This window comes from Rhizobium sp. BK008 (genome assembly GCF_014197345.1).
In the GTDB taxonomy this organism is placed as follows: Bacteria; Pseudomonadota; Alphaproteobacteria; order Rhizobiales; family Rhizobiaceae; genus Rhizobium; species Rhizobium anhuiense.
Map to the genome: position 1 here is coordinate 604,362 of NZ_JACIFK010000001.1, position 26,405 is coordinate 630,766.

Sequence of the window (26,405 nt, forward strand, 5' to 3'; positions counted from 1 at the left end):
CGGGCGCCGTGAATCGTTTGCTGCGGTGCGACAATTACCAAATCGTGAAAACTGTGTTCGGCCCTACGACCAATAGTCGCCTTGCAAAGGCTGCGATTCTTTGGTCAAGCTGTTTGCTATAAGTTGACAAGTCTGTGAGATTTTCGATGTCCTTCTGGGAAAAACTGTTGAATGCCATTGGCAATACCGCGGGCAATGCGTTGTCTGCGGTGGTCGAGGCTATCCGTACGGTTTTCGAAGGCGATCCCGAGACCCGGCGTAAGGTGGCTTTCTCCGTGGCGATCATCGCGCTGTCGGCCAAGATGGCCAAGGCCGACGGCATCGTCAGCGAGAAGGAGGTCGAAGCCTTCCGCGAAATCTTCGAATTCCCTGAGGATCAGGCCAAGAACGTCGCCAGGCTTTACAACCTCGCTCGCCAGGATGTCGCCGGCTACGAAGCCTATGCCGAACGGCTCTCCACGCTCTGCGTTACCTGTGCGGCCAATTGCCCGGTGCTGGAAGACGTGCTCGACGGCCTCTTCCACATCGCCAAAGCCGATGGGCTGATCCACGAGAAGGAACTGAATTTCCTGCACCATATCGGCGAGATCTTCCAGATGAGCGAAACCCGCTTCGAGCAGATCGCCGCCCGCCACGTCTCGTCCGGCGGCGATCCCTATAAGGTGCTCGGCGTCTCGCCTTCGGATGATTTCCCGACCATCCGCCGCCGTTACCGTGGCCTCGTCAGCGAACATCATCCCGACAGGCTGATCTCGCGCGGCGTGCCGAAGGAATTCCATGTCATCGCCAATGAACGCATGGCGGCGCTGAATGCGGCCTATGCGGCGATCGAGAAGGAACGCCGCGCCGCATGACCTCTTTCGAGGCCGATTGCAGGAGCGCCCGCGTGCAGCCTTCGCCGAACCACGGCGAGCGGGCAGACGGGCGCCGTCCGGATATGATCCTGCTGCATTATACCGGCATGCCGACGGCAGATGGTGCGCTCGACTGGCTCTGTCGCGCCGAGAGCCAGGTTTCCAGCCATTATTTCGTGCATGAGAACGGCGAGGTGGTGCAGCTCGTGCCGGAAATACGGCGTGCCTGGCACGCGGGAAAAAGCAGCTGGCACGGCGAGACGGATATCAATTCGCTGTCGATCGGCATCGAGATCGCCAATGCCGGCCATCCCGGCGGGCTCCCGGATTATCCAAAAGAGCAGATCGCCGCGGTGATTGAATTGTGTCGCGACTGTGTCAAACGTTGGTCGATCGCGCCGGAACGGGTGCTTGGGCATTCCGATGTCGCCCCGATCCGCAAGGTCGATCCGGGCGAGAAATTCCCCTGGGCCGAGCTCCACCGGGCGGGTGTCGGGCACTGGGTCGAGCCGGCAAAGATCACCGGTGGGCGGTTCTTCCAATGCGGCGATGCCGGCCAGCCTGTCGAAGCGCTGCAGTCGATGCTGTCGCTCTATGGTTACGGCACTGAAATTACAGGCGAATTTTCCGAAAAAATGGCGGGCGACGTGGAGGCTTTCCAGCGCCATTTCCGGCCCGAAAGGGTGGATGGCATCGCCGATTTCTCGACGATCGACACGCTGCACCGGCTGCTATCGACGCTGCCGCGTTATTCCTGATCGGAACAGCCTGATATCAGGAGCGGATTCCTCGCGGCCGGCGAGAAAACCGCCTCGCCACATCATTTCCCTATTATCTCCTCATTGCGATGGTCTAAGGACGCCCGCTGAACAGCGCTCACGGCTGTTTTCAAGTGTAACCATGAGCGCCAAATGAAACGATAAGAATTGCTACGGAACGCGATCAGTCCTTGCTCGCGTGTGACCGAATGACGGCGAGGCGCGCAGTCCTGCAATTCTTTGGGTCGGAGTGAAGAGACTATATGAAGAAGTTGATTGTTGGCGCTGCGGCGTGCTTCGGCATGCTGCTGGCGGGGTATAACTTTGCCTCGGCGAATGATGATTGGGGCGTCAGGGCGCAAACCATCCCGCTGAAGACCGTCGACCGCCAGAGTGGCTATGCCATGCCCGACTTTTCCGCCAGCATTCCCTATGCCGCGCTGATCAATAAATATGCCGCCGAATACGACGTGCCCGTCGCACTCGCCCAGGCTGTCGTACGCGTCGAGAGCAATTTCAATCCGAATGCCCGCGGCAGTGCCGGCGAAGTCGGCCTGATGCAGATCAAGCCGGCGACGGCGCGGATGATGGGATATTCCGGCACGAGGAAGGGCCTGTTCGATCCCGAGACCAACATCAAATACGGCATGAAATATCTGGCGGCCGCCCATCAGCTCGGCGGCGGGCAGACCTGCAACACGATCCTGAAATACAATGCCGGCCATGCCGCCACGCGCATGAACCCGGTGTCGAAGACCTATTGCGGCAAGGTCCTGGCGATGCTCGACTGAGCATAGCTCGGCGCGTCCCGGCAAAATTGCCTTGCGGCAATTTTGCCGTATGATGGAGCGCACTTGCCGTGATATTCCGCCTTGAAAACAAGGTGGGACATGGCAGTCGATTTCAGCTTCATCATCATCGGACGCGGCATGATGGGTGCCGCCGCCGCACGGCATCTCTCCTCAATGGCCGACGGCATCGCGCTGATCGGCCCGCGCGAGCCGGAAGAGCGCAAGGCCCATCATGGCGTCTTCGCCAGCCATTACGACGAAGCCCGCATCACCCGCACCTTCGATGGCAATCTGGCCTGGGGAAGCTTCGCCGCCCGCGCGCTCGACCGCTACCGCGAGATCGAGGCAAAGAGCGGCATTTCCTTCTATTCTGAGGTCGGCTGCCTTTTTGCCGGCCCGACCCCGACGGATGAGCAGGACTATATCAACCGGGCGCTGTCCGTCAGCCGGACGCTCGGCAGCGATATCGAGACCATCGCGCCGTCGGAACTTCGCCAACGTTTTCCCTATCTTGCCATCGATCCTGATTTCACAGGATATTTCGAGCGCAGACGCGCCGGCTACATCAACCCACGGGCGCTGGTGCGGGCGCAGGTTACGCTTGCCGAGCAGGGCGGCGTCTCGCTGATCGAGGCAATCGCGACATCCGTGCGTGATGCCGGTTCCCATGTCGAGGTGACAGCCGGCGGCAGATGCTACAGCGCCGAGCGCGTGCTGGTGGCCGCCGGCGGTTTCAGCAATTTCCATGCCCTGCTGCCGCGTCCGGTCGATACCAGGGTCATGGCGCGCACGGTGGCCTTCTACGAGATCGGTGAACGCGAGATGGCTGTTTTCGCGGACATGCCGTCGACGATCGTGCTCGGTGACCGGGAAGAGGATCACATCTATATCCTGCCGCCGGTGCGTTATCCCGATGGCAAAACCTATCTGAAACTCGGCGGCGACACCGAGGCGCTTTCTTTCGAGCGGTTGGAGGATGCCGGCGCGTGGTTCCGTTCCGACGGCAGCGCCGCTGAGCGCGATCATCTCTCGCGTGTCGCCTTGCAGTTGATGCCGGAGCTTGCCGGCTGCCGCGTGACCTCGGCGCCCTGCGCGGCGAATTTCACGCCGACCGGTTATCCCTATGTAGGATATACGCAGTCGCCGCGTATTGCGGTGCTGACCGGCGGCAATTTCGTTGCAGCCAAATCCTCCGACGAACTCGGGCGCCTCGGAGCGGTGCTGCTGGCGGAAGGGCAGCTCGGGGATGAGGATTTCGGCCGCGAACTGACGCCCGTTTTCGCCTAGGAGGACATTATGGCAGTCGATTTCAAATATATCGTCGTCGGCCGCGGGCTGATGGGGGCGGCGGCGGCGCGGCATCTGGCGCGGCAGGCGGACGGCGTCGCGGTGATCGGCCCGGACGAGCCTGGTGATCGCAAGGCGCATCAGGGCGTCTTCGCCAGCCACTACGACGAGGGGCGCATCACCCGCACCATCGATCCCGACCGCAATTGGGCGCTGCTCGCCAACCGCTCGATCGGCCGTTATGGCGAGATCGCCCGCGACAGTGGCGTCGACTTTTATCGCGAGGCAGGCTGTGTTGTCGTCGCGCCGAGGGCAAGCGATTATCTCGAGAGAACCCGGCAGGCGGCCGTCTCGCTCGGCGTCGAGACCCGCCTTCTCGATGGAGCGGGCCTGAAGGCTGCCTTTCCCTTCTTCGCCTTTCCTGATGATGGCGCCGGTGTCTTCGAGGTGAGAGGGGCCGGCCATATCAGCCCGCGCAAGCTGGTGAAGGCGCAGTCGCTGCTGGCGGAAAAGGCGGGCGCCACCATCATTCGCGACCACGTCGTCTCGATCCGCAGCGAGGGCGGCTTTGCCGTCGTCAAGACATCAGGCGGCCTGACCTATCGTGCTGAAAAGGTGCTGCTGGCGGCGGGCGGATTTTCCATTGCCGAGAATCTGTTGTCGCGGCCGGTTGCCATGACGGTTTATGCCCGGACCGTGACGCTGTTCGAGGTGAGCGAGACGGAGGCGGCGCGCCTAGCCGCCATGCCGTCGCTCATTGTCGATACGCCCGACATCCATATCTACCTGCTGCCGCCGATCCTTTATCCCGACGGCAAATATTACCTGAAGATCGGTGGCGACCCTGACGATGTGACACTCAGCGACGATACGGAAATGCGTGCCTGGTTCAAGACGGAAGGGCGCGACAGCGTGCGCGCGCATCTTCAACGCATCGTTGCCGGTCTGGTGCCTGATCTGGCGCCGCTTTCGATATCGACGGCGGCCTGCGTCGTGTCGCAGACGGAAAGCGGCTATCCGATGATCGGCTACACCTCGTCGCCTGAGATCGCGGTGTTGACGGGCTGCGCCGGCACGTCGGCCAAGAGCTCCGACGAAATCGGCCGGCTTGGGGCTGAGCTGCTTTTGTCGGGCAGAATCAGCGAACAAGGCTACTCCACGGATTTCACACCGCAATTTCGATAAATAATTTTTGATTTCGATAGCAATTGCCATCTCTCTCGTTTATGGGACCCCTGCCAGTTGGCCGGGCAGCCGCGCTTTACCAATGCCGAAAGGCGGTAGGGTGAGGAAAGTCCGGGCTCCACGGAAACACGGTGCCGGATAACGTCCGGCGAGGGCGACCTCAGGGAAAGTGCCACAGAAAGCAAACCGCCTGTCATGACAGGTAAGGGTGAAAGGGTGGGGTAAGAGCCCACCGCATCTCCGGCAACGGAAATGGCACGGTAAACCCCACCGGGAGCAAGACCGAATAGGGATGACGCGGCGGGCCGAAAGGCCTTCCGGCCGGTTTCCAGGCCAGTCATCCGGGTGGGTTGCGCGAGGCAGCGTGCGAGCGCTGTCCCAGAGGAATGGCTGCCACGTTCCGGTTCACGCCGGAGCCATACAGAACCCGGCTTACAGGCCAACTGGCGATTAACTTTTGTGGCGCGGAAAACCCACGATTTCAGACATCACTTCCATATAAGCCTCTGAAATCGAATGATTTCAAGCGGATGCTCATGCAACCCCGCGAGTGGAAATTCTTTTTGCGAAAGTGTGGTTGCGCGCCTCCTGCGGGAGGGTGATCCTAACCCTTTGTTAAACTTAACGGCTTATAAATTTTTGATCATGCGTCTATTGCAAAACGGGCGCATCCCATTGACGCCCATATGGTCCCATGCTATCCCAAATGCGCACTGCACCAGGGCAATCATTTGCCCATTCATCGCAAAGCAAAGGCGTCTTCCTCTCCGGAAGCGTCGGACGGGTTTTTGCTCATCCGGCTTGCGAAGCTGTGTCTGATATTGGGAGTTTCGGGCGTCTTTTTGTCCGGATCCCTGCGGGAACGGATGTTTCGTGTAATGAGCCGCTTCCTATCGAACGCGACCAACAGGATCGATGCCAAGGGCCGGGTTTCCGTGCCGTCGGCGTTCCGTTCCGTGCTGGCGCAGCGCAATGTCCAGGAGCTCTATTGCTTTCAGGATTTTGTGTTTCCGGCGATCAGCGTCGGCGGTCCGGATCTTCTCGAGAGATTCGAACGGCAGATTGCTGCGGAGGATCCGTTTTCGCCGGATGCGAACGAGATGTCGCTTCTCATTCATGGAGGCGGGGTCTTCATGAAGCTCGACGCCGAGGGGCGGCTGATGGTCACGGATTTCATTCGCGGCTTTACCGGCATCTCGGACGAAGTGACTTTCGTCGGTCGGGCGGATCATTTTCAGCTGTGGCAGCCGCAGGCTTTTGTGGCTGCGCAGGCGCAGGCACGAGGGGAACGCAAGCTGGCGGGCAAGCGTTCCTGAAAGAACGAGGAAGCGGAATGGTGGCGAATCCTGGCGGAGGTTCAACTGATGCCGGTGGCGGATCGGTTCGTCACATTCCCGTTCTTCTCGAAGAAGTCCTTGCGGCGCTGGCGCCGGCTTCCGGCAAACTCATCCTCGACGGTACATTCGGTGCGGGCGGTTACAGCTCGGCCATCCTGGCGGCCGGCGCCGAGGTGATCGCGCTCGACCGCGACCCCACGGCGATTGCGGCTGGTCAAGCAATGGTCGCGGCCCATGGCGGCCGTCTCAAGCTTATTCATTCGCAGTTCTCGCATCTTGCCGATCATGCGCCGCGAGGCGGGCTCGACGGCGTCGTGCTCGATATCGGCGTCTCCTCCATGCAGATCGACGAGGCGGAACGCGGCTTCTCCTTCCAGAAAAACGGACCGCTCGACATGCGCATGTCGGCGACAGGCGTTTCGGCCGCCGATGTCGTCAACCGCGCCAAGGTCGCCGATCTCATCCGCATCTTCCATTTTCTCGGCGAGGAAAGCCAGGCGCCGCGCATCGCCCATGCGATCGAGAAGCGCCGCGCCGAAAAGCCGTTCGAGACGACACGCGATCTCGCCGGTCTCATCGAATTCGTCACGCCGCGCAAGATGAAGGACAAGATCCATCCGGCAACGCGCGTCTTCCAGGCGCTGCGCATCTTCGTCAACGACGAGCTTGGCGAGCTGGCGCAAGCGCTGTTTGCGGCGGAGACGGCGCTGAAACCCGGCGGACGGCTCGTCGTCGTCACCTTTCATTCGCTCGAAGACCGCATCGTCAAGAAATTCTTCTCCGACCGCGCCGGCAAGGCGTCGGGTTCGCGGCATCTGCCGGTCGCGCATGAACGGGCGGCAACATTTGCGGCCATCGGCAAGCCGATGGTTTCGGCAAGCGAGGCGGAGGCGGAGATCAATCCGCGCGCCCGCTCCGCCAAGCTGCGCGCCGGCCTGAGGACGGACGCCGAACCCGAAGCCGCGGATATGTCGCTCTTCGGGTTTCCCAATCTTGCCAGCCTCGGAAAGCTTGGTGGTTGATATGCTGAAAACCTTTGATCTCGTGCTCATCGGCGTCATGACGGCCACCGCGGCCGTGACCTACACGATCAAACATCGCGCCGAATTGAAGCTCGAGGAGGTTCATCGCCTCGAAGCCGAGATCAAACTCGAGAAGGATACGATCGACCTCCTCAAGGCCGACTGGGCGCTGCAATCGCAGCCGAACCGGCTGGAGCGGCTGGTCAAGGCCTATAATGACGAATTGCAGCTGCAGCCGACGGCGTCGACGGCGCTGGTGCATGCCAAGGAATTGCCGATGCTGAAATCCGAGGTTCCCGTGCCCGACGTGACGGAGGCCAAAGCCAACGGCGCGGCCGGAGCGGGCGCCAAGGGCGCGACCGTGGCCAGCGCCAAAGGCGCGACTGGTACCTCCAAGATACAGCCCATTCCCCAGCCTGCGCCGCGTGGCGCGGCGGAGCCGCACGGCGCAGTGGCGCCTGATGGCGGGGCGGAGGACGACGCAGGCGCAGACGAGATCGAAACGGGGTCGGTGGAATAATGTCGTTTCTTTCCCGCATCATGGTTTTGAAGAGCCAGGCGCATTTCTCCGCCGGCGTCTATAACCGGTTCGGCGGTCCTTCGCCCGCCGGCCTGGCGATCGAGGGGTCGCGCAAGAAGAAATCAGGACAGGCGAAAAGCCGCGTCGGCCTGCTGATCCTGGGCTTCATGGGTGTCTACGTCATTATCGGCGGACGTCTCGTCGAATATGCGATGAAGGATCAGGAGGTCGTGTCCAGCATCCTGCCGCCCGACCGGCTGATGGCCTCGCGCCCCGATATTCTCGACCGCAACGGCGAGGTGCTGGCGACCGACATCCGCACCGTCTCGCTGTTTGCCGAGCCCAACAAGATCGTCGATGCCGATGAGGCGGTCGAGAAGCTTGCAACGGTGCTGCCCGAACTTGACGTCAGGGACACCTATAAGAAGCTCTCGGTCAAGACCTCGCATTTTGCCTGGCTGCGCCGGCAGCTGACGCCGAAGCAGCAGAGCCAGATCCTGGCGCTCGGCATTCCCGGCATCGGCTTCCGGCCGGAGAAGCGCCGTTTCTATCCGGGCGGCTCGACCGCCGCGCATATCCTCGGCTACGTCAACATCGACAACCGCGGCGTCGCCGGCATGGAGAAATATATCGACGACCAGGGGCTTGCCGATCTCGCCTCGGTCGGCATGACCAGCGACCAGCCGCTCGAGCCGGTGCGGCTTTCGATCGACCTGCGCGTGCAGAACATCGTCCGCGACGCGGTCGTCAACGCCGTCAACAACTTCCAGTCCAAGGGGGCGGGAGCCGCAGTCATCGACGTGCATACGGGAGAAGTGCTGGCGATGGCGTCGGCGCCGGATTTCGATCCGAACGATCCGCAGGAAGGCGCCAAGGAAGGTTGGCTCAACCGGATGACCAACGGCACCTTCGAAATGGGCTCGACGTTCAAGACCTTTTCGTTGGCTATGGCGCTCGACACCGGCAAGGTCAAGATGACCGACAGTTTCGACGCCAGCAAATCGATCTATATCGGCGGTTTCACCATCCATGATTTTCACGGGCAGCGCCGCTGGCTGACCGTTCCCGAGATTTTCCAGTATTCTTCGAATATCGGCACGGCGCGCGTCATCGACATCGTCGGCATCGACGCGCAGAAGGACTACCTGACCAAGTTCGGCCTGTTGACGAAGATGCAAACCGAGTTGCCCGAAGTGAAGATGCCGAGCCAGCCGCGTGTCTGGAAGAAGATCAATTCGATCACGATTTCCTTTGGCCACGGCGTCTCGACGACAGCCCTGCAGACAGGGGTCGCCGCCGCCGCCCTCGTCAATGGCGGCAAGCTGATCGAGCCGACGTTCCTGCCGCGCACGCGCGAACAGGCCGATCAGATCGCCACGCAGGTGATCAAGAAGTCGACCAGCGACAACATCCGCTATCTCCTCGACTTCAACGGATACAAGGGATCCGGACGTGTCGCCCGCGTGCCGGGCTTTGCCGTCGGCAGCAAGACCGGTACCGCCGACAAGGTGGTGAACGGGCGTTATTCGGCGACGCTGAATTTCAATTCCTTCATTGCCGCATTCCCGATCAATGATCCCAGATACGCCGTGATCACCTTCTGCGACGAGCCGAAGACCGGTGAGAAGCAATATGGCGGAACGATCTCTGCCGGTACTGCCGGCCCGATCGCTCGTGAGATCATCAGCCGCGCAGCCCCCATTCTCGGCATCGAGCCGAAATTCGGGGAGGGCGGTTCGGCCTTGCTGGTGTCTTATTGAGTGTGAATGAATATCGACGCCGATTCGCGAGGGGTGAACCGGCTTCAAGAGAGAAAAGTGCATTCGATGAAATTGCGAGACCTGGCCGGAGATCAGTTTCCGGAACTTGAAGCACAGCTCGAAGGCCCGGCAGGCTTGATTGATATCTCAGGCCTGTCTTCGGATAGCCGCAAGGTGACGCCGGGCAATGCCTTCGTCGCAGTCGCCGGCACCAAGGCGGACGGCGTGGGTTTCATCGCGGATGCCGCCGGCCGCGGCGCTGTTGTCGCGATCGCCTCTCAAGCTATCGATGCTTCCATCCCGGTGCTTGCGGTCAAGGAACCGCGCCGCTTCCTTTCCATCGCCGCCTCGCGTTTCCACGGCAGGCAGCCCGATACCATGGTCGCCGTCACCGGCACGGCGGGCAAGACTTCCGTTGCCTCCTTCGTCAGGCAGATCTGGGCGCATGCGGGCCATGCGGCCGCGATGATCGGTACGACGGGGGTCGTCTCGCCGACGCGCAACGAATATGGCTCGCTGACGACGCCCGATCCGGTGTCGTTGCACGAGCTGCTGGCGGAACTCGCCGAAGAAGGCGTGACGCATGCCGCGATGGAAGCTTCCAGCCACGGCCTCGACCAGTGCCGTCTCGACGGCGTCAAGCTTGCCGCCGCCGCCTTCACCAATCTCGGCCGCGACCACATGGATTATCATCCGACCGTCGAAGCCTATATGGCCGCCAAGATGCGGCTTTTCGATACGCTGCTGCCGAAGGGGTCGCCGGCGGTGATCTTCGCCGACGATCCGTGGTCGGCGCAGGCGATCAAGTCGGCGACCGATGCCGGTCACGACGTTCGTACCGTCGGGCGAAAGGGCAATTATCTTTCCTTGAAGCGCGTCGAGCACTTCCGCTACAAGCAGACGGCCGAGATCCATATCGGCAGCGAGATCTTCGAGGTGGACATTCCGCTGGCCGGCGATTTCCAGGTCGCCAACGCGCTTGTTGCGGCAGGGCTTGCCATGTCGACTGGGGTGGCCGCGAAGGTTGCGATGGCGGCGCTGGAGAAGCTCGTCGGCGCCTCCGGCCGTCTCGAACTCGTCGGCCATACGAAAGATGGCGCTCTCGCCTATGTCGACTATGCCCACAAGCCGGATGCTCTGGAAAACGTGCTGGGCTCGGTGCGACCCTTCACCACCGGCCGCGTCGTCGTCGTCTTCGGCTGCGGCGGCGACCGTGACCGCGGCAAGCGGCCGATCATGGGCGAAATCGCCTGCCGGCTTGCCGACGTCGTCATCGTCACCGACGATAATCCGCGTTCGGAGGAACCGGCTTCGATCCGGGCGGAGATCATGGCGGCAGCAGGCTGCGCCTCGGAAATCGCCGATCGCGCCACGGCGATCCGCGAGGCTGTGGGCATGCTGAGATCCGGCGATACGCTGATCGTCGCCGGCAAAGGGCATGAGGAGGGGCAGACGATCGGCGGCGTCACCTTGCCGTTTTCCGATCATGCGGAGGTGCGCAAGGCCTTGGAGGAACTGAAATCTTGAGCTGGCTCTGGACGACCGAAGACATGATCGCAGCGATGGCGGGGCGCCCCTTCGGCACTCTGCCCGAAGGCATCACCGGCATTTCCATCGACAGCCGCTCGATTACTCCAGGAGAGGCTTTCTTCGCGATCAAGGGTGATCGTGTCGACGGTCACGATTACGCGTCGATGGCGATGGCGAACGGTGCCTCCCTTCTTGTCGTCAGCGAGGCGAGGCTTCCGGCCATGGGTCGGCTGACGGTGCCGATGATCGTCGTGGAAGATGTGCTTGCGGCACTCGGCCGTCTCGGCCTTGCCTCGCGCGAGCGCTCGAAGGCCCGGATCATCGCGGTGACGGGATCTGTGGGCAAGACGACCACCAAGGAAATGCTGCGGCATGTGCTGTCGCCTTCCGGCAAGGTGCATGCTTCCGTCGCCTCCTTCAACAATCATTGGGGCGTGCCGCTGACGCTGGCGCGCATGCCTGCGGATACGGATTACGGCGTCTTCGAAGTCGGAATGAACCATCCCGGCGAGATCCGGCCGCTGGTGGCGATGATCCGTCCCGATGTCGCCATCATCACGACGATCGCGCCGGCGCATCTCGGCAATTTCAAGAACATCAAGGAAATCGCCGCCGCCAAGGCCGAGATCTTTGAGGGACTTGAACCCGGCGGCCATGTTGTGCTCAACCGCGACAACGACCAGTTCAATTTCCTCGACCGCACGGCGCAGTCGCTCGGCATCGAGCATATCCATTCCTTTGGCCAGCATGCCAAGGCCGAATTCCGGCTCGCAGAGTTCAATGGCTCCGACGAGAATTCGACGCTGTGGCTGACGATCGGCGGCGAGACGCTGGAGGTCGCGATCGGCGCGCCCGGCCGCCATATCGCCGAGAATGCGCTGGCAGCCCTCGGGGTCGTCAGGATCGTCGGCGCCGACATGGAGAAGGCGATCGAAGCGCTTGCGACGCTGAAGCCGGAAAAGGGCAGGGGCAAGCGCCACCGGCTTTCGATCGGCGGCGGCAGCTTCACGCTGATCGACGAGAGCTACAATGCCAATCCGGCCTCGATGCGTGCGGCGATCGCACTCTTGGCTGCCTCCGAGCCGACCGGCCGCGGACGCCGTATCGCCGTGCTCGGCGACATGCTGGAGATGGGCGACTATGCGCAGAAGGTCCATACCGACCTCGCCGTGCCGCTGCTTGCTGCCGGCATCGAATATGTCTGGCTCGCTGGAGCCGAGATGGCTGCGCTCAAGGAATCGCTGCCGGAGAGCGTCCATGTCGAATATCGCGAGAACACGAGCGAATTGACGGATTATGTATTGAACTCGGTCGCGCCAGGCGACGTGTTGATGGTGAAATCGTCTCTGGGCATCGGTTTCGGCAAGATCGTCGCCGCGCTCCTTGACAAGTTCCCGTCATTTGCCGACACGCAACGCGAACTTTGATCGGGTAAACAAGGGGCCCTGAATGCTGATCTGGCTTGTCGAACTGTCGGAATATTTCAAATTTCTGAACCTGTTCAGATATATTACCTTCCGCACAGGGGCCGCTCTCTTCACCTCAGCGCTGATCGTCTTCCTGTTCGGACCGACGATCATCAACTCGCTGCGCATCCGGCAGGGCAAGGGCCAGCCGATCCGCGCCGACGGGCCGCAGACGCATTTCAAGAAGGCCGGCACGCCGACCATGGGCGGGCTGATGATCCTCGCCGGCATCGTCGGCGCGTCGCTGCTCTGGGCCGATCTTTCCAACGTCTACGTCGTCGCCACCTTGCTGGTGACGCTGGGCTTCGGTGCGATCGGCTTCTATGACGATTATCTGAAGGTCACGAAGCAGAGCCATATGGGCTTTTCCGGCAAGGCGCGTCTCGGCATCGAATTCGTCATTGCCGGCATCGCCGTCTATTTCATGATGCGCACCGCTCTTGCCTCGGGGATTGCCGGTTCGACCTTCGGCTCCTCGATCGCGTTTCCCTTTTTCAAGGACTTCATGATCAATATCGGCATCATGTTCGTCGTCTTCGGCGGTTTCGTCATCGTCGGCGCCGGTAATGCCGTCAACCTGACGGACGGCCTCGACGGGCTTGCCATCGTGCCTGTCATGATTGCCGCCGCCTCCTTCGGCGTCATCGCCTATCTCGCCGGCAACGTGGTGTTTGCCAACTACCTGCAGATCAATTTCGTGCCCGGCACTGGCGAGCTTGCCGTCGTGCTTGGCGCCGTCATCGGCGCCGGCCTCGGCTTTCTCTGGTTCAATGCGCCGCCGGCCGCCATCTTCATGGGTGACACCGGGTCGCTGGCACTCGGCGGCACGATCGGCACCGTCGCCGTCGCCACCAAACACGAGATCGTCATGGCGATCATCGGCGGCCTCTTCGTCATCGAAACGCTTTCGGTCATCATCCAGGTCGGCTTCTTCAAGATGACCGGCCGGCGCGTCTTCCTGATGGCGCCGATCCATCATCACTTCGAGAAGAAGGGCTGGACCGAAAGCCAGGTGGTGATCCGCTTCTGGATCGTCGCCGTCGGCCTTGCCATGCTCGGCCTCTCGACGCTGAAGCTGCGGTGAGGCGGCGATGATCGCGGTCACGACGCTCAAGGACAGGAAGGTCGCGCTCTTCGGGCTCGGCGGCTCCGGCTTTGCCACCGCCCGGGCGCTGATATCAGGCGGCGCCGACGTGACCGCCTGGGACGACAATCCCGACAGCGTCGCCAAGGCCGCGGCCGAAGGCATCCGGACGGAAGACCTGCACACCATCGATTGGAGCCAGCAGGCGCTGTTCGTGCTGTCGCCCGGCGTGCCGCTCACCCATCCGAAGCCGCATTGGACCGTCGATCTTGCGCGCGCGGCGGGCGTCGATATCGTCGGCGACGTCGAGCTCTTCGTGCGCGAGCGCCGCGCCCATGCGCCGGATTGCCCCTTCATCGCCATAACAGGCACCAACGGCAAGTCGACCACCACGGCGCTGATCGCCCATATCCTGAAATCATCAGGCTACGACACGCAGCTCGGCGGTAATATCGGCACGGCCGTGCTGACGCTCGATCCGCCGAAGACCGGGCGTTACTACGTCGTCGAATGCTCCTCCTACCAGATCGATCTGGCGCCGACGCTGAACCCTTCGGCCGGAATCCTGCTCAACCTGACGCCCGATCATCTCGACCGTCACGGCACGATGCAGCATTATGCCGATATCAAGGAACGGCTGGTCGCCGGCAGCGATGTCGCGATCGTCGGTGCCGACGACAGCCATTCTGTCTTGATCGCCGACCGCGTCGAGCGGGCGGGTGTCAAGGTGGTCCGCATTTCGCGCCGGAACGTGGTGGCTGACGGCATTTATGCCGAGGGCACGAGGCTCATCCAGGCCGCCGGCGGCGCCATGCTGCCTTTCGCCGATCTCGACGGCATCCAGACGCTGCGCGGCAGCCATAATGCGCAGAATGCCGCCGCCGCCGTCGCCGCCTGCCTTGCCGTGGGAGTTTCCGCCGCCGACATCCGCGCCGGGCTCACCTCGTTTCCGGGACTGAAACACCGCATGCAGCCGGTCGGCCAGCGTGGCCGCGTCGTTTTCGTCAACGATTCCAAAGCCACCAATGCCGATGCCGCCGCACCCGCGCTCTCGAGCTACGATCGCATCTACTGGATAGCCGGCGGTCTGCCGAAGGCAGGTGGCATTACGACGCTTGCTCCCTATTTTCCACGCATCGCCAAGGCCTATCTGATCGGTGAGGCGGCGGCGGAATTCGCTGCGACGCTCGGCGAGGCCGTGCCTTACGAGATCTCGGGTACGCTGGAGCGCGCCGTCGCGCACGCTGCAGCCGATGCCGAGCGCGACGAAAGCGGTGCTTCGGCCGTGATGTTATCCCCGGCTTGCGCAAGCTTCGATCAGTATAAGAATTTCGAAGTCAGGGGCGATGCCTTCGTCGGCCACGTGGCAGCGCTTGACGGGATTGCGATGCTGATCGGTCCGGCAACAGGAGAGAAATGACATGGTAAGCCGTGCGGAGCGTGGGCCTCTGGCCGATTGGTTCTGGACCATCGACCGTTTCTTCCTGGCGATGTTCATCTTCCTGATGGGCATCGGTTTCATGCTGTCGTTCGCGGCTTCTCCAGCGGTTGCCGAGCGCATCGGGCTCGAACCCTTCCATTTCGTCAAGCGCCACGCAGCCTTCATGATCCCCTCGATCGCCGTCATGCTCGGGCTGTCGTTCCTGACGCCACGCCAAGTGCGGCGAACCGCGATCCTGATCCTGATCATCTCGATCGCCATGATGGTGCTGGTGCTGTTCGTCGGCCAGGAGGTCAAGGGCGGCAGGCGCTGGATCTGGATCGCTGGCCTTTCCATCCAGCCGTCGGAATTCATGAAGCCGGCCTTCGTCGTCGTCTGCGCCTGGCTGTTTGCCGAACATGCGCGCCAACCGGAAATCCCCGGCAATCTCTTCGCCATCATCCTGTTCGGCATCGTCGCCGCCCTTCTCATCGCGCAACCCGACCTCGGCCAGACCATCCTGACGACGGCCGTCTGGGGCGGGATGTTCTTCATGGCCGGCATGCCGTGGATCTGGATCATGCTGCTCGGCATCGGGGGCGCCGGCGGCCTGCTCAGCGCCTATTACGTCTTCCCGCACGTCGCCGGCCGAATAGACAAGTTCATGACCGGCGAGGGGGACACGTTCCAGATCGATACCGCCCGCGAAGCGATCATCCGCGGCAGCTGGTTCGGCCAGGGACCGGGCGAAGGTATCGTCAAGCGCATCATCCCGGATGCCCATACCGACTTCATCTTCTCGGTCGCGGCCGAGGAGTTCGGCATCGTCTTCTGCATGGCGCTCGTTGCGCTGTTTACGGTGCTGGTCTTGCGCGGCCTCTCGCATGCCTATCGGGAGCGGAACGATTTCAACCGTTTCGCCGTCGCCGGCCTGGTGCTGCAGATGGGCATCCAGTCGATCATCAATATCGGCGTCAATCTCGAACTGCTGCCGGCCAAGGGCATGACGCTGCCGCTGATTTCCTACGGCGGCTCGTCCATGGTGGCGATCTGCGTCACTGCCGGCTTCATTCTGGCGCTGACGCGCCATCGACCGGAAAAGCGTGCGCAGGACCGGAGCCTCTTCCGCGTCCCGCACGGCATGCCGGCGGAGTAGAGGACTATGAGCAAAGGCATCGTGCTGCTTGCCGCCGGGGGAACCGGCGGCCATGTATTCCCGGCTGAGGCGCTGGCCTTCAAGCTGAAGGAGCGCGGCTATTCGGTGCATCTCGTCACGGATAGCCGGGCCGAGCGTTACGCCGGCAAGTTCCCGGCCGAGGAAATCCATGTCGTGCCGTCGGCGACGATCGGCTCGAAGAACCCGGTTGCCGTCGCCCGTTCGCTGTGGACGCTGTGGAGCGGCATGCGCGCGGCGAAGAAGCTGATCCAGCGGCTGCGGCCTGTGATCGTCGTCGGTTTCGGCGGTTATCCCACCGTGCCGCCGCTGCTTGCCGCCACCCGGCTCGGCGTGCCCTCGATGATCCACGAGCAGAACGCCGTGATGGGCCGCGCCAACAAGGCCTTAGCAACCCGCGTGCAGGCCATCGCCGGCGGCTTTCTGCCCGAAGGCGGCGCCGCTTTCCCGGACAAGACGGTGACGACGGGCAATCCGGTCCGCCCGGCGATCATCGCCGCGGCCGAGGTACCTTACACGCCATCGCATCCCGGTGAGGCCTTCAACCTCGTCGTCTTCGGCGGCAGCCAGGGCGCGCAATATTTCTCCAAGGCGCTGCCGACGGCGATCAGCCTGCTCGACGATGCGCTTCGCGTGCGGCTGCGTATCACCCAGCAGGTGCGTCCCGAAGATATGGAAATGGTCAGCGGCTGCGTCGCCAAGCTGGAGATGGGGGCCGATATCGCTCCCTTCTTCACCGACATGGCGGAACGGCTGGCGAAAGCGCATCTCGTCATCTGCCGTTCGGGCGCCTCGACGGTTTCGGAAATCTCGGTCATCGGCCGGCCGGCGGTGCTCGTGCCTTACCCGCATGCTCTCGATCACGATCAGGCGGCCAATGCCGCAGCACTCGCTGCGACCGGCGGGGCGAAGGTGATTGCCCAGTCGGAACTATCGCCGGAGAAAATCGCGGCGATCCTGACGGCTGTCATGAACGATCCGGAAAAGCTTTCGCACATGGCAGCGGCGGCGAAACTCGCCGGCAAACCCGATGCCGCGAACTTGCTTGCCGACATGGTTGAGGCTATTGCCGCCGGACGGACAATTGCGGAATTCAAGAGGACACGCGCATGAAACTGCCAAAGGCGATCGGTCTCGTCCATTTCATCGGCATTGGCGGCATCGGCATGAGCGGCATTGCCGAGGTGCTGCACAATCTCGGCCACAAGGTGCAGGGATCGGACCAGGCCGACAGCGCCAATGTCCAGCGCCTGCGCGAGAAGGGCATCGAGGTGTCCGTCGGCCATCGGGCGGAAAACCTGGGTGACGCCGAAGTCGTCGTCGTCTCGACGGCGATCAAGAAGAGCAATCCGGAGCTCATCGCCGCGCGCGAAAAGCTGCTGCCGGTGGTGCGCCGCGCCGAAATGCTGGCAGAGCTCATGCGCTTCCGCAATGCGATCGCCATCGGCGGCACGCATGGCAAGACGACGACCACCTCGCTGGTCGCGACGCTGCTCGAAGCCGGCGGGCTCGACCCGACCGTCATCAATGGCGGCATTATCAACGCCTACGGCACCAATGCCCGCATGGGCGAGGGCGAGTGGATGGTGGTCGAGGCCGATGAATCGGACGGCACCTTCCTGAAGCTTCCGGCCGATGTCGCCGTCATCACCAATATCGACCCGGAACATCTCGACCATTACGGCAATTTCGATGCGGTGCGCGCCGCCTTCCGGCAGTTCGTCGAGAATGTGCCGTTCTACGGTTTCGGCGTCATGTGCCTCGACCATCCGGAGGTGCAGTCGCTGGTCGGCCGCATCGAGGACCGCAAGATCATCACCTATGGCGAGAATCCGCAGGCCGACGTGCGCTTCACGAATGTGCGCATCGACGGCACGCGCTCGATCTTCGACGTCGAAATCCGCCGCCGCCGCACCGGCCAGGTGATCGAGCTCAAGGGGCTGGTCATGCCGATGCCCGGCCGGCATAATATTTCCAACGCCACGGCGGCGATTGCCGTTGCCAACCGGCTCGGCATATCGAGCGCCGATATCGCCAAGGGGCTTGCTTCCTTCGGCGGCGTCAAGCGGCGCTTCACGCTGACCGGCGAATGGAACGGAGTGCAGATCTTCGACGATTACGGCCACCATCCCGTCGAGATCAAGGCGGTGCTGCGCGCTGCCCGCGAAGCCTGCAAGGGGCGCATCATCGCGGTTCACCAGCCGCACCGTTATAGCCGTCTTGCCAGCCTCTTCGAGGAATTCGCCGCCTGCTTCAACGATGCCGACAGCATCTTCCTCGCGCCTGTTTACGCAGCGGGCGAGGATCCGATCGAGGGTATCGATTCCGTGTCGCTGGTTTCGCGCATAAAATCGGGCGGCCATCGCGACGCCCGCTTTCTCACCTCGGCGGAACTTCTGCCTCAGATGGTCTCGGAGGTTGCAAAGCCTGGCGATTTCGTGGTTCTGTTGGGGGCTGGGAGCATCACATCCTGGGCAGCGGCGCTGCCCAAACAACTGGAAGGCCTTTCGGGAAAGTCCGTATGAAACAGGTGAATGGGGAAAAGCTTCTCGCGTCTCTCGGAGACGGTGTAAAGGATATCCGCGGCCGTATCACGCCGGATGCCCCCATGGACCGCGTCACCTGGTTCAGGGCCGGCGGCCTGGCCGAATTGATGTTCCAGCCGCATGACATCGACGATCTCATCGCCTTCCTGAAAATATTGCCGGAAGAGGTGCCGCTGACCGTGGTCGGCGTCGGCTCCAACATCCTGGTTCGCGACGGCGGCATTCCCGGCGTCGTGCTGCGCCTGTCCGCCAAGGGGTTCGGCTTCGTCGAGCTTGCCGGCGAAAACCGCATCCTGGCCGGCGCCATCTGCCCTGATAAACATGTGGCGGCGATGGCAATGGATAACGGTATCGGCGGCTTCCATTTCTTCTACGGCATTCCGGGCAGCATCGGCGGCGCGGCGCGGATGAATGCCGGCGCCAACGGCGTGGAAACGCGCGAGCGGCTGATCGAGGTCCATGCATTGGATCGCAAAGGCAACAAGCATGTGCTCAGCAATGCCGAGATGGGTTATTCCTATCGCCATTCGACCGCATCCAGCGAGTTGATCTTCACCTCCGTGCTGTTCGAGGGCTATCCGGAAGAGCGGGCGCAGATTCGTGCCGAGATGGATGCTGTGCGCAATCACCGCGAGACGGTGCAGCCGGTGCGCGAAAAGACCGGCGGCTCGACCTTCAAGAACCCGCCTGGCCATTCGGCCTGGAAGCTGATCGACGAGGCAGGCTGCCGCGGCCTCGTCATCGGCGGAGCGCAGATGTCGTCGCTTCACTGCAACTTCATGATCAATATGGGGCAGGCGACCGGCTACGATCTCGAATATCTCGGCGAACAGGTGCGCCGCGAAGTCTTCGAGAAAGAGGGCATCAAGCTCGAGTGGGAAATCAAACGCTTCGGCGTCTTCATGCCCGGCCGGGAAGTGCGCCCATTCCAGGGTGTCACGAGCGAATAACGGTTAGTTCACCGCAAGCTTCAGGCCCTCGCGCGGCGTGACGACGGGCGACCAGCCGAGCACGTCGCGGGCATGGGATATGTCGACCTGCAGGGAGCCGCAAAGACGCTGGTAGACGGCGCTCTTTCCCGTCACTCTCGCCCCCATCTGTAACAAGGCGGGAGGGAAGGGAAGCAGCATCGGCTTGACGCCCAAGCCTGCTGCAATTCCTTCGATAAGCCCTGGGGTCGACAGATCTTCCCCATCGCCTGCAAGAAAGGTCTGGCCGGCAGCGTCCGGATGCGTCATGCCCGTGACGATCAGATCGACGAGATTGGGAAGCGCGACCAATGTCCGGCGGTTCTTCAGCGAGGCGAAGGGGAGCGGTATCTTCTTCCGGACAAGTCCGACGAGCAGGGCGAAGTTGCCCCTGGCGCCGGGCCCATAGACGAGCGGCGGTCGAATGACGACGATTTCGATGCCTGTTCGGGCGGAGATTTCATGCAGCCCGATTTCGCATTCCAGCTTCGAAATACCATAGGGATCAACCGGCATCGGCGTGTCGTCGTGCCGGAAAGGCCGGTCGTTCTCTTCACCATTGACCTTGATGCTGCTGATGAAGACGAGCCTTTTTACGCCCGCGCGGGCGGCTTGCTCGGCGAGATTCAGCGTGGCGGCAGTGTTGATTTGGCGGAATTCCGTCAGAGGATCGGCCGCGCGGTCATTCATGATGTGAACGCGGGCAGCGAGATGGACAATGACATCGACACCGTCGAGAGCTGCCGTCCAGTCGGTTTCGCTGGTTATCTCGATGGGAAAATGCCGCACATCCGCCGGGAAGCTGGCGGCGGCCGAGCGGGTGGTTACCGCAAGCTCCCATATCCGCTCTTTATGCAGCCTTTCGACGAGGGGGCCACCGACAAAGCCGGCCGCGCCGGTAATGAGGCATCGCATCATCTGTTCCCCGTTTTGCCGTGACTGCTCCGGTTAGCCTGAAGTGCCCACGGTATCAATAAAAAAGCCGCGACGGTGGCCGTCGCGGCTTTTCGTTGATTGGTTATCCGAGGCTCAGACTTCTTCGCGGCCCGACAGCAGGATGCAGACCAGCGAGATCACAGCCGAGGCGGCAAGGTAGTAGCCGACATAGTTCAGGCTGTAGTGGGTGGCGAGCCAGGTGGCGATATAGGGGGCGAGCGAGGCGCCGAAGATGCCACCGAGGTTGAAGGTCATCGAGGCGCCGGTGTAGCGCACCATGGTCGGGAAGGGCGCTGCAAGAGCCGCGCCGATCGGACCATAGGTGAAGCCCATCAAAGCGAGGCCGATGATCGAGCACAGGAAGGCGCCGGTCAGACCGCTGGTCAGCAGCGGCGCGTAGAAGAAGCCGAAGATTGCGATGGCAATCGTCGTCAGCGACAGAATGATGCGGCGCGAATAGAGGTCTGAAAGCCAGCCGGAAAGCGGGATCGTCAGGCCAAAGAAGACGACGCCGACAAGCTGGACGACCAGGAACTGCTCTCTGGTATAACCGAGCCCGCCCTTTTCCAAAGGTGTCGTGCCCCAGGAGAGCGTGAAGACCGTCATCAGGTAGAACAGCACGAAGGTCGCCACGGCGATGAAGGTACCGAGGATCAGGCTGCGCAGGTGGCCGCGGAAGACCACCTCGATCGGCACGGCGACGCGCTCGTGCTTTTCGACGGCTTTGCGGAACTCCGGCGTTTCGGCGATCTTCAGGCGGACATAGAGGCCGACAGCGACAAGGGCGAGGCTGGCGATGAAGGGAATGCGCCATCCGTAGTCGAGGAAATCCTCGTTGCTCATCGTTTCCGCCAGGATGAGGAAAAATCCGGAGGAAAGGATAAAGCCGATCGGCGCGCCGAGTTGCGGGAACATGGCGTACCAGCTGCGCTTGCCGGGAGGAGCGTTTTCGGTGGCGAGCAGAACGGCGCCGCCCCATTCGCCGCCGAGGCCAAGCCCCTGGCCGAAGCGGCAAAGCGCCAGCAGCAAGGGTGCTGCGATGCCGATCGAATCATAGCCCGGCAGCATGCCGATCAGGACGGTCGAAAGCCCCATCGTCATCAGCGCGGCGACGAGCGTCGCCTTGCGGCCGATGCGGTCGCCGAAATGGCCGAAGACCACGGCGCCGATGGGGCGGGCGAAGAAGGCGATCGAGAAGGTGACCAGCGACTGCAGCGTTGCGGCGTTCGAATCGCTTGCCGGGAAGAAGAGATGCGGGAAGACGAGGACGGCTGCCGTCGCGTAGACGTAGAAGTCGAAGAATTCGATGGTGGTGCCGACAAGGCTGGCGATGAGAACGCGAGCCGGAGAATTGACTTGCGCGCTGTTCGAGGCAGGTGTCGGCGATGCGGAGATCGCGTCTGTCATTTTCATTCCAATCAGTCTGTCTATGGAACGCCTTGGGAGGCCGGCGGGTCTTAACGCAATTTCAGATCTAAGAAAACGTCTCCTCGCGTCGCACGCATCGCGTCTCGAACCTGCGGTTTCTCGCTCCTTGCGTGAAGCTTGCTGCGCGCATGCCGGCGCGCTTGACCGGAATCAAATTGTGGCTGAAGCATTATTAACCCTTTGGTTGAAATGGAGGAGGCGCGCATGCAAAAGAGTCTTGCTGCCGAGTTTCTTGGCACATTCTGGCTGGTCTTCGGCGGATGCGGCAGCGCGGTGCTGGCTGCGGCCTTTCCCGAACTGGGGATCGGTTTTGTCGGCGTGGCCTTTGCGTTCGGCCTGACCGTGCTCACCATGGCCTATGCCGTGGGCGGCGTTTCGGGCGGTCACTTCAATCCCGCCGTTTCCCTCGGTCTGACGGTTGCCGGCCGGTTTCCCGCCGCGCGCCTTGTTCCCTATATCGTCGTCCAGGTTGTCGGCGCCGTCGTCGCGGCCGCAGTGCTCTACCTTATCGCCAGCGGCAAGGCGGGTTTCGAGCTCGGCGGTTTTGCCGCCAACGGTTATGGCGATCATTCTCCGGGCGGCTATTCACTGCTTTCGGCGCTGCTGATCGAAGTGCTGCTGACCATGTTCTTCCTGATCATCATCCTGGGATCGACCAGCAGCCGGGTGCCTGCCGGCTTCGCGCCAATTGCGATCGGCCTCGGGCTGACGCTGATCCATCTCATTTCCATCCCGGTGACGAACACCTCGGTCAATCCGGCGCGTTCCACCGGCCAGGCGCTTTTCGTCGGCGGCTGGGCGCTGCAGCAGCTCTGGCTGTTCTGGATTGCGCCGCTTGCGGGTGGTGCGCTCGGCGGACTGGTGTGGAAATTCCTCGACGACGCCGACTGACTACAAGATATCGAACTATCCCATTGAGCCCGCGTGGTTTTTCCGCGCGGGCTTTTCTCTTTCCGCGGATCGGCGGGCATCCTCGCTCGACATTTCCGAAGAGGTGAAAGTTAAAAAATGGAGGGCGCAGCAAGACGGAGTTAACGAAAGTAAACACTTCATTAACCATAATGATGCTCTAATGCGTGCAGGTCGGACAAAGGCCTGAAACGGAGCAGACAGCTTCGCGCAAGCGTCGCTTTCGAGAATGGAAGTTATTTTTGGGGGTGTTGATGAGTCGCAAGCATGTCGCTGTCCTGATGGGCGGATTTTCCTCGGAAAGGCCGGTCAGCCTTTCCTCGGGAAAGGCTTGCGCAGAAGCCCTCCAAGCTGAAGGCTTCGACGTGACGACGATCGACGTCGCGCGCGATGTTTCCGAGAAACTCGCCGCGCTGAAGCCTGATGTCGTCTTCAATGCGCTTCATGGCCCGTTCGGCGAGGACGGCACCATCCAGGGCATCCTCGAATATCTGGAAATTCCCTATACGCATTCCGGCGTGCTTGCCTCGGCGCTGGCGATGGACAAGGACAAGGCGAAGCTTGTTGCAGCCGCCGCCGGCATTCCGGTCGCCGAATCGCAGGTGGTCAATCGTTTCGCCTTCCCCGCGACGCACCCGATGAAGCCGCCCTATGTGGTGAAGCCGGTCCGCGAGGGCTCGAGCTTCGGCGTCGTCATCGTCACCGAAGACCAGGCGCATCCGCCGCAGGTCGTCAGCTCCCCCGAGTGGCGTTACGGCGAGGAAGTACTCGTCGAGCGCTATGTCTACGGCCGCGAGCTCACCTGTGGTGTCATGGGCGAAACGCCGCTCGGTGTCACGGAAGTGGTGCCGCAGGGACACAATTTTTATGATTACGACTCCAAGTACGCGGCGGGCGGTTCAAAACACGTCATCCCTGCGAAAATTTCACCGAATATTTACCAAAAAATACAAACATTGGCCCTAAGGGCGCATCAGGCAATCGGTTGTCGCGGCGTCAGTCGGTCCGACTTTCGTTACGACGATCGTTTCTCCGAAGACGGCGAAATTATCTGGCTGGAGGTCAATACCCAGCCAGGCATGACTCCAACCTCGCTCGTGCCCGAAATGGCCGGTCATGCCGGCTATTCCTTTGGTCAGTTTCTCCGGTGGATGGTGGAGGACGCGTCTTGTTTGCGTTGACGGTCAAGAGGTTAGGGCGTCCCAGCCATCATGCCGTGCTTCCGATGATGGAAGCCGAAGAGCGGTTCGTGCTGCCGCGCCCGCTGCGCCGGGTCACGCGCTTCCTGATCAGCCTCTGCAGCGGCCGCATCTACATTCCAGCCCATACCGGCACGGTCTCGGCGCTCGCTTTCCTGGCTGCGACAGGGTTTTACGGCATGTCGCTCGGCGGCCACACCGAAGCCGTCGCCCAGGCGACAACGACGGCGGCAGGCTTTGCGATCGAGGACGTGAAGGTCTCCGGCAATTCGGAGACGTCCGAAATCGAGATCCTGCAGCTGATCGGCCTCGACGGCACGACCTCGCTGGTCGCTCTCGACGTCGATGCCGCCCGCCGGAAGATCGCCCATCTTCCCTGGGTCGAAAATGTCGAGGTTCGCAAGATCTATCCGAAAACGATCGAAGTGAAGCTCAAGGAGCGCCAGGCCTATGCGATCTGGCAGCACGGGCAGGAGCTTTCCCTGATCGAGAAGAACGGCAGCGTCATTGCGCCGCTGCGCGACAACAAGTTTTCGGCGCTACCGCTGGTCGTCGGCCGCGATGCGGAAACGGCGGCGGCATCACTCGACGACGCCTTCTCGAAATGGCCCGACGTGAAGGCCCGCGTGAAGGCCTACGTCTGGATATCCGGCCGTCGCTGGGACCTGCATATGGACAACGGCGTCGTCGTCAAGCTGCCGGAAGACGGTATCGACCAGGCACTGGCGACGCTTTCGACGTTCGACAAGGAGCATCAGCTGCTCGAGCGGGACATCGCTGCGGTCGATCTGAGATTGCCTGACAGAACCGCGATCCAGCTGACGCCGGAAGCGGCGGTTCGCCGGCAGGCGGTTGTGACGGAGCGTACGAAAGAATTGAAGAAGGCGGGGCAGAATATATGAGCTTGTTCGGTTCGTCCCATTTCGGATTGCCGCGCCTGAAGCCGCTTTCGTCGAAGCGGTCGCATATCGTTTCGGTGCTCGACATCGGCTCGACCAAGGTCGTCTGCATGATCGGCCGGCTGACGCCGCGCGAGGAAAGCCAGATCCTGCCGGGCCGCACCCATAATATCGAGATCATCGGCATCGGTCATCAGCGTTCCCGCGGCATCAAGACCGGCGTCATCGCCGATCTCGACGCGCTGGAAGGCGTCATCCGTCTTGCCGTCGACGCGGCCGAGCGCATGGCGGGGCTGACCGTCGAGAGCCTGATCGTCAATCTGACGGCCGGCCGCCTCGGCAGCGATATCTACACCGCGACCATCGATCTCGGCGGTCAGGAAGTCGAACTCAACGATCTGAAGAAGGTGCTGTCGGCCGCCTGCCAGCAGTCGCTGCGTCAGGACCGTTCGGTGCTGCATTCGCTGGCGACCGGCTTCTCGCTCGACGGCGAGCGCGGCATCCGCGATCCGCTGGCGATGTACGGCGACGCGCTCGGTGTCGACATGCATGTCGTCACGGCGGAGCGCTCGGCGCTGAAGAACCTCGAACTCAGCGTCAACCGCGCGCATCTGTCGGTCGAGGGCATCGTTGCGACGCCCTATGCATCCGGCCTTGCGGCTCTCGTCGACGACGAGGTCGAGCTCGGCTGCGCGGCGATCGACATGGGCGGCGGCACGACGACGATCTCGGTTTTTGCCGAAGGCAAGCTCGTTCATACGGATGCCGTTGGCCTTGGCGGCCATCACGTGACCACGGATCTCGCGCGCGGCCTTTCGACCCGCATCGAGGATGCCGAGCGGCTGAAGGTCGTGCATGCCACGGCCCTTTCGAATTCTTCCGACGAGCGAGAGCTGATCTCGATCCCGCCGATCGGCGAGGACGATCGCGACCAGCCGTCGCAGGTGCCGCGGGCGCTGGTTTCGCGCATCGTATCGGCCCGAATCGAGGAGACGATGGAACTGATTCGCGACCGTATCCAGCGCTCCGGCTTCAGTCCGATCGTTGGCAAACGCGTCGTGCTGACGGGCGGGGCGAGCCAGCTGACCGGTCTTGCCGATGTGGCGCGGCGCATCCTTGCCCGCAACGTCCGCATCGGCCGCCCGATGGGCGTCTCGGGGCTGCCGACGGCGGCCAAGGGCCCGGCCTTTTCGACGGCCGTCGGCCTGATGATCTATCCGCAGGTCGCGGACATGGAGACACATGCGTCACAGAGCGGTCTGCTCATGTCGCTTGGGGGAAATAACAGCCGGATAGCCCGCATGGGCCAGTGGCTGAAGGAAAGCTTCTGAA

The 26,405-nt window shown here is 62.2% G+C and carries 23 protein-coding genes and 1 other RNA gene; 22 read left to right on the forward strand and 2 right to left on the reverse strand.

All coding sequences use genetic code 11. The annotated features are described in order from the left end of the window. Window positions 1–146 precede the first annotated feature (146 nt). The 18 genes from FHT69_RS02830 to murB all read left to right on the forward strand — a co-directional run bounded on the left by FHT69_RS02830 (window position 147) and on the right by murB (window position 19,684). Window positions 147–854, forward strand: coding sequence for a J domain-containing protein (locus FHT69_RS02830; protein ID WP_029867953.1), 708 nt, complete (start codon window positions 147–149; stop codon window positions 852–854). Further along, a complete protein-coding gene (locus tag FHT69_RS02835; RefSeq protein ID WP_029867954.1) occupies window positions 851–1,612 on the forward strand; it encodes an N-acetylmuramoyl-L-alanine amidase in 762 nt (253 codons plus the stop codon). The genes FHT69_RS02830 and FHT69_RS02835 overlap by 4 nt, the downstream gene beginning before the upstream one ends. A 263-nt stretch (window positions 1,613–1,875) precedes the next feature. Continuing rightward, a complete protein-coding gene (locus FHT69_RS02840) occupies window positions 1,876–2,403 on the forward strand; it encodes a lytic transglycosylase domain-containing protein (RefSeq protein ID WP_029868443.1) in 528 nt (175 codons plus the stop codon). 99 nt (window positions 2,404–2,502) lie between these two features. After that, a complete protein-coding gene (locus tag FHT69_RS02845) occupies window positions 2,503–3,690 on the forward strand; it encodes an NAD(P)/FAD-dependent oxidoreductase (RefSeq protein ID WP_029868444.1) in 1,188 nt (395 codons plus the stop codon). A gap of 9 nt (window positions 3,691–3,699) precedes the next feature. Continuing rightward, on the forward strand, window positions 3,700–4,875 hold the full coding sequence (locus tag FHT69_RS02850) for an NAD(P)/FAD-dependent oxidoreductase (RefSeq protein WP_097542143.1): 1,176 nt from the start codon (window positions 3,700–3,702) through the stop codon (window positions 4,873–4,875). A 53-nt stretch (window positions 4,876–4,928) separates the two neighbouring features. Continuing rightward, window positions 4,929–5,326: RNase P RNA component class A (gene rnpB / locus FHT69_RS02855), an RNA gene on the forward strand. Window positions 5,327–5,753: 427 nt separating this feature from the next. Next, window positions 5,754–6,191, forward strand: a complete 438-nt coding sequence (gene mraZ, locus FHT69_RS02860; protein WP_024320776.1) for a division/cell wall cluster transcriptional repressor MraZ — start codon at window positions 5,754–5,756, stop codon at window positions 6,189–6,191. 17 nt (window positions 6,192–6,208) lie between these two features. Beyond that, the gene (rsmH, locus tag FHT69_RS02865; RefSeq protein WP_097542144.1) at window positions 6,209–7,234 is read left to right on the forward strand and encodes a 16S rRNA (cytosine(1402)-N(4))-methyltransferase RsmH; all 1,026 of its coding nucleotides are present in this window, start codon (window positions 6,209–6,211) and stop codon (window positions 7,232–7,234) included. A gap of 1 nt (window position 7,235) precedes the next feature. Next, the gene (locus FHT69_RS02870; protein WP_063474585.1) at window positions 7,236–7,754 is read left to right on the forward strand and encodes a hypothetical protein; all 519 of its coding nucleotides are present in this window, start codon (window positions 7,236–7,238) and stop codon (window positions 7,752–7,754) included. Further along, window positions 7,754–9,514 carry a peptidoglycan D,D-transpeptidase FtsI family protein gene (locus FHT69_RS02875; protein ID WP_047610954.1) on the forward strand — a complete coding sequence of 587 codons (1,761 nt, stop codon included), beginning with the start codon at window positions 7,754–7,756 and terminating at the stop codon, window positions 9,512–9,514. Before FHT69_RS02870 ends, FHT69_RS02875 begins: the two co-directional genes overlap by 1 nt. 6 nt (window positions 9,515–9,520) lie before the next feature. Beyond that, window positions 9,521–11,041: a UDP-N-acetylmuramoyl-L-alanyl-D-glutamate--2,6-diaminopimelate ligase gene (locus tag FHT69_RS02880; protein WP_183904879.1), complete on the forward strand. Its 1,521-nt coding sequence runs from the start codon at window positions 9,521–9,523 to the stop codon at window positions 11,039–11,041. Next, the gene (locus FHT69_RS02885; protein ID WP_063474587.1) at window positions 11,038–12,471 is read left to right on the forward strand and encodes a UDP-N-acetylmuramoylalanyl-D-glutamyl-2,6-diaminopimelate--D-alanyl-D-alanine ligase; all 1,434 of its coding nucleotides are present in this window, start codon (window positions 11,038–11,040) and stop codon (window positions 12,469–12,471) included. Before FHT69_RS02880 ends, FHT69_RS02885 begins: the two co-directional genes overlap by 4 nt. 22 nt (window positions 12,472–12,493) lie before the next feature. Continuing rightward, window positions 12,494–13,594 carry a phospho-N-acetylmuramoyl-pentapeptide-transferase gene (mraY, locus tag FHT69_RS02890; RefSeq protein WP_003541415.1) on the forward strand — a complete coding sequence of 367 codons (1,101 nt, stop codon included), beginning with the start codon at window positions 12,494–12,496 and terminating at the stop codon, window positions 13,592–13,594. Between the two features lie 7 nt (window positions 13,595–13,601). After that, entirely contained in the window at window positions 13,602–15,014 is a 1,413-nt protein-coding gene (gene murD / locus FHT69_RS02895; RefSeq protein ID WP_183904880.1) for a UDP-N-acetylmuramoyl-L-alanine--D-glutamate ligase, read from the forward strand. Window position 15,015: 1 nt separating this feature from the next. Next, entirely contained in the window at window positions 15,016–16,170 is a 1,155-nt protein-coding gene (gene ftsW / locus FHT69_RS02900; RefSeq protein WP_047610942.1) for a putative lipid II flippase FtsW, read from the forward strand. A 6-nt stretch (window positions 16,171–16,176) separates the two neighbouring features. Further along, window positions 16,177–17,301: an undecaprenyldiphospho-muramoylpentapeptide beta-N-acetylglucosaminyltransferase gene (gene murG, locus FHT69_RS02905; protein ID WP_047610941.1), complete on the forward strand. Its 1,125-nt coding sequence runs from the start codon at window positions 16,177–16,179 to the stop codon at window positions 17,299–17,301. Next, window positions 17,298–18,713, forward strand: a complete 1,416-nt coding sequence (gene murC / locus FHT69_RS02910; RefSeq protein ID WP_063474589.1) for a UDP-N-acetylmuramate--L-alanine ligase — start codon at window positions 17,298–17,300, stop codon at window positions 18,711–18,713. The genes murG and murC overlap by 4 nt, the downstream gene beginning before the upstream one ends. Continuing rightward, on the forward strand, window positions 18,710–19,684 hold the full coding sequence (murB, locus tag FHT69_RS02915) for a UDP-N-acetylmuramate dehydrogenase (RefSeq protein ID WP_063474590.1): 975 nt from the start codon (window positions 18,710–18,712) through the stop codon (window positions 19,682–19,684). The genes murC and murB overlap by 4 nt, the downstream gene beginning before the upstream one ends. A gap of 3 nt (window positions 19,685–19,687) precedes the next feature. On the opposite strand, the gene FHT69_RS02920 is transcribed toward murB, so the two are convergent. Both FHT69_RS02920 and FHT69_RS02925 read right to left on the reverse strand, forming a co-directional pair. Beyond that, window positions 19,688–20,617, reverse strand: coding sequence for a UDP-glucose 4-epimerase family protein (locus tag FHT69_RS02920; RefSeq protein WP_047611765.1), 930 nt, complete (start codon window positions 20,615–20,617; stop codon window positions 19,688–19,690). A gap of 114 nt (window positions 20,618–20,731) precedes the next feature. Next, window positions 20,732–22,045, reverse strand: coding sequence for an MFS transporter (locus tag FHT69_RS02925; RefSeq protein ID WP_168333418.1), 1,314 nt, complete (start codon window positions 22,043–22,045; stop codon window positions 20,732–20,734). Between the two features lie 210 nt (window positions 22,046–22,255). On the opposite strand from FHT69_RS02925, the gene aqpZ reads away from it, so the two are divergent. The 4 genes from aqpZ (at window position 22,256) to ftsA (ending at window position 26,404) form a co-directional block, all read left to right on the forward strand. Beyond that, window positions 22,256–22,957, forward strand: a complete 702-nt coding sequence (aqpZ, locus tag FHT69_RS02930) for an aquaporin Z (protein WP_409527530.1) — start codon at window positions 22,256–22,258, stop codon at window positions 22,955–22,957. 272 nt (window positions 22,958–23,229) lie between these two features. After that, window positions 23,230–24,156 carry a D-alanine--D-alanine ligase gene (locus tag FHT69_RS02935; protein ID WP_183905366.1) on the forward strand — a complete coding sequence of 309 codons (927 nt, stop codon included), beginning with the start codon at window positions 23,230–23,232 and terminating at the stop codon, window positions 24,154–24,156. Then, window positions 24,144–25,076 carry a cell division protein FtsQ/DivIB gene (locus tag FHT69_RS02940; protein WP_047610933.1) on the forward strand — a complete coding sequence of 311 codons (933 nt, stop codon included), beginning with the start codon at window positions 24,144–24,146 and terminating at the stop codon, window positions 25,074–25,076. Before FHT69_RS02935 ends, FHT69_RS02940 begins: the two co-directional genes overlap by 13 nt. Continuing rightward, window positions 25,073–26,404, forward strand: a complete 1,332-nt coding sequence (ftsA, locus tag FHT69_RS02945) for a cell division protein FtsA (protein WP_047610931.1) — start codon at window positions 25,073–25,075, stop codon at window positions 26,402–26,404. The genes FHT69_RS02940 and ftsA overlap by 4 nt, the downstream gene beginning before the upstream one ends. Window position 26,405: the final 1 nt, after the last annotated feature.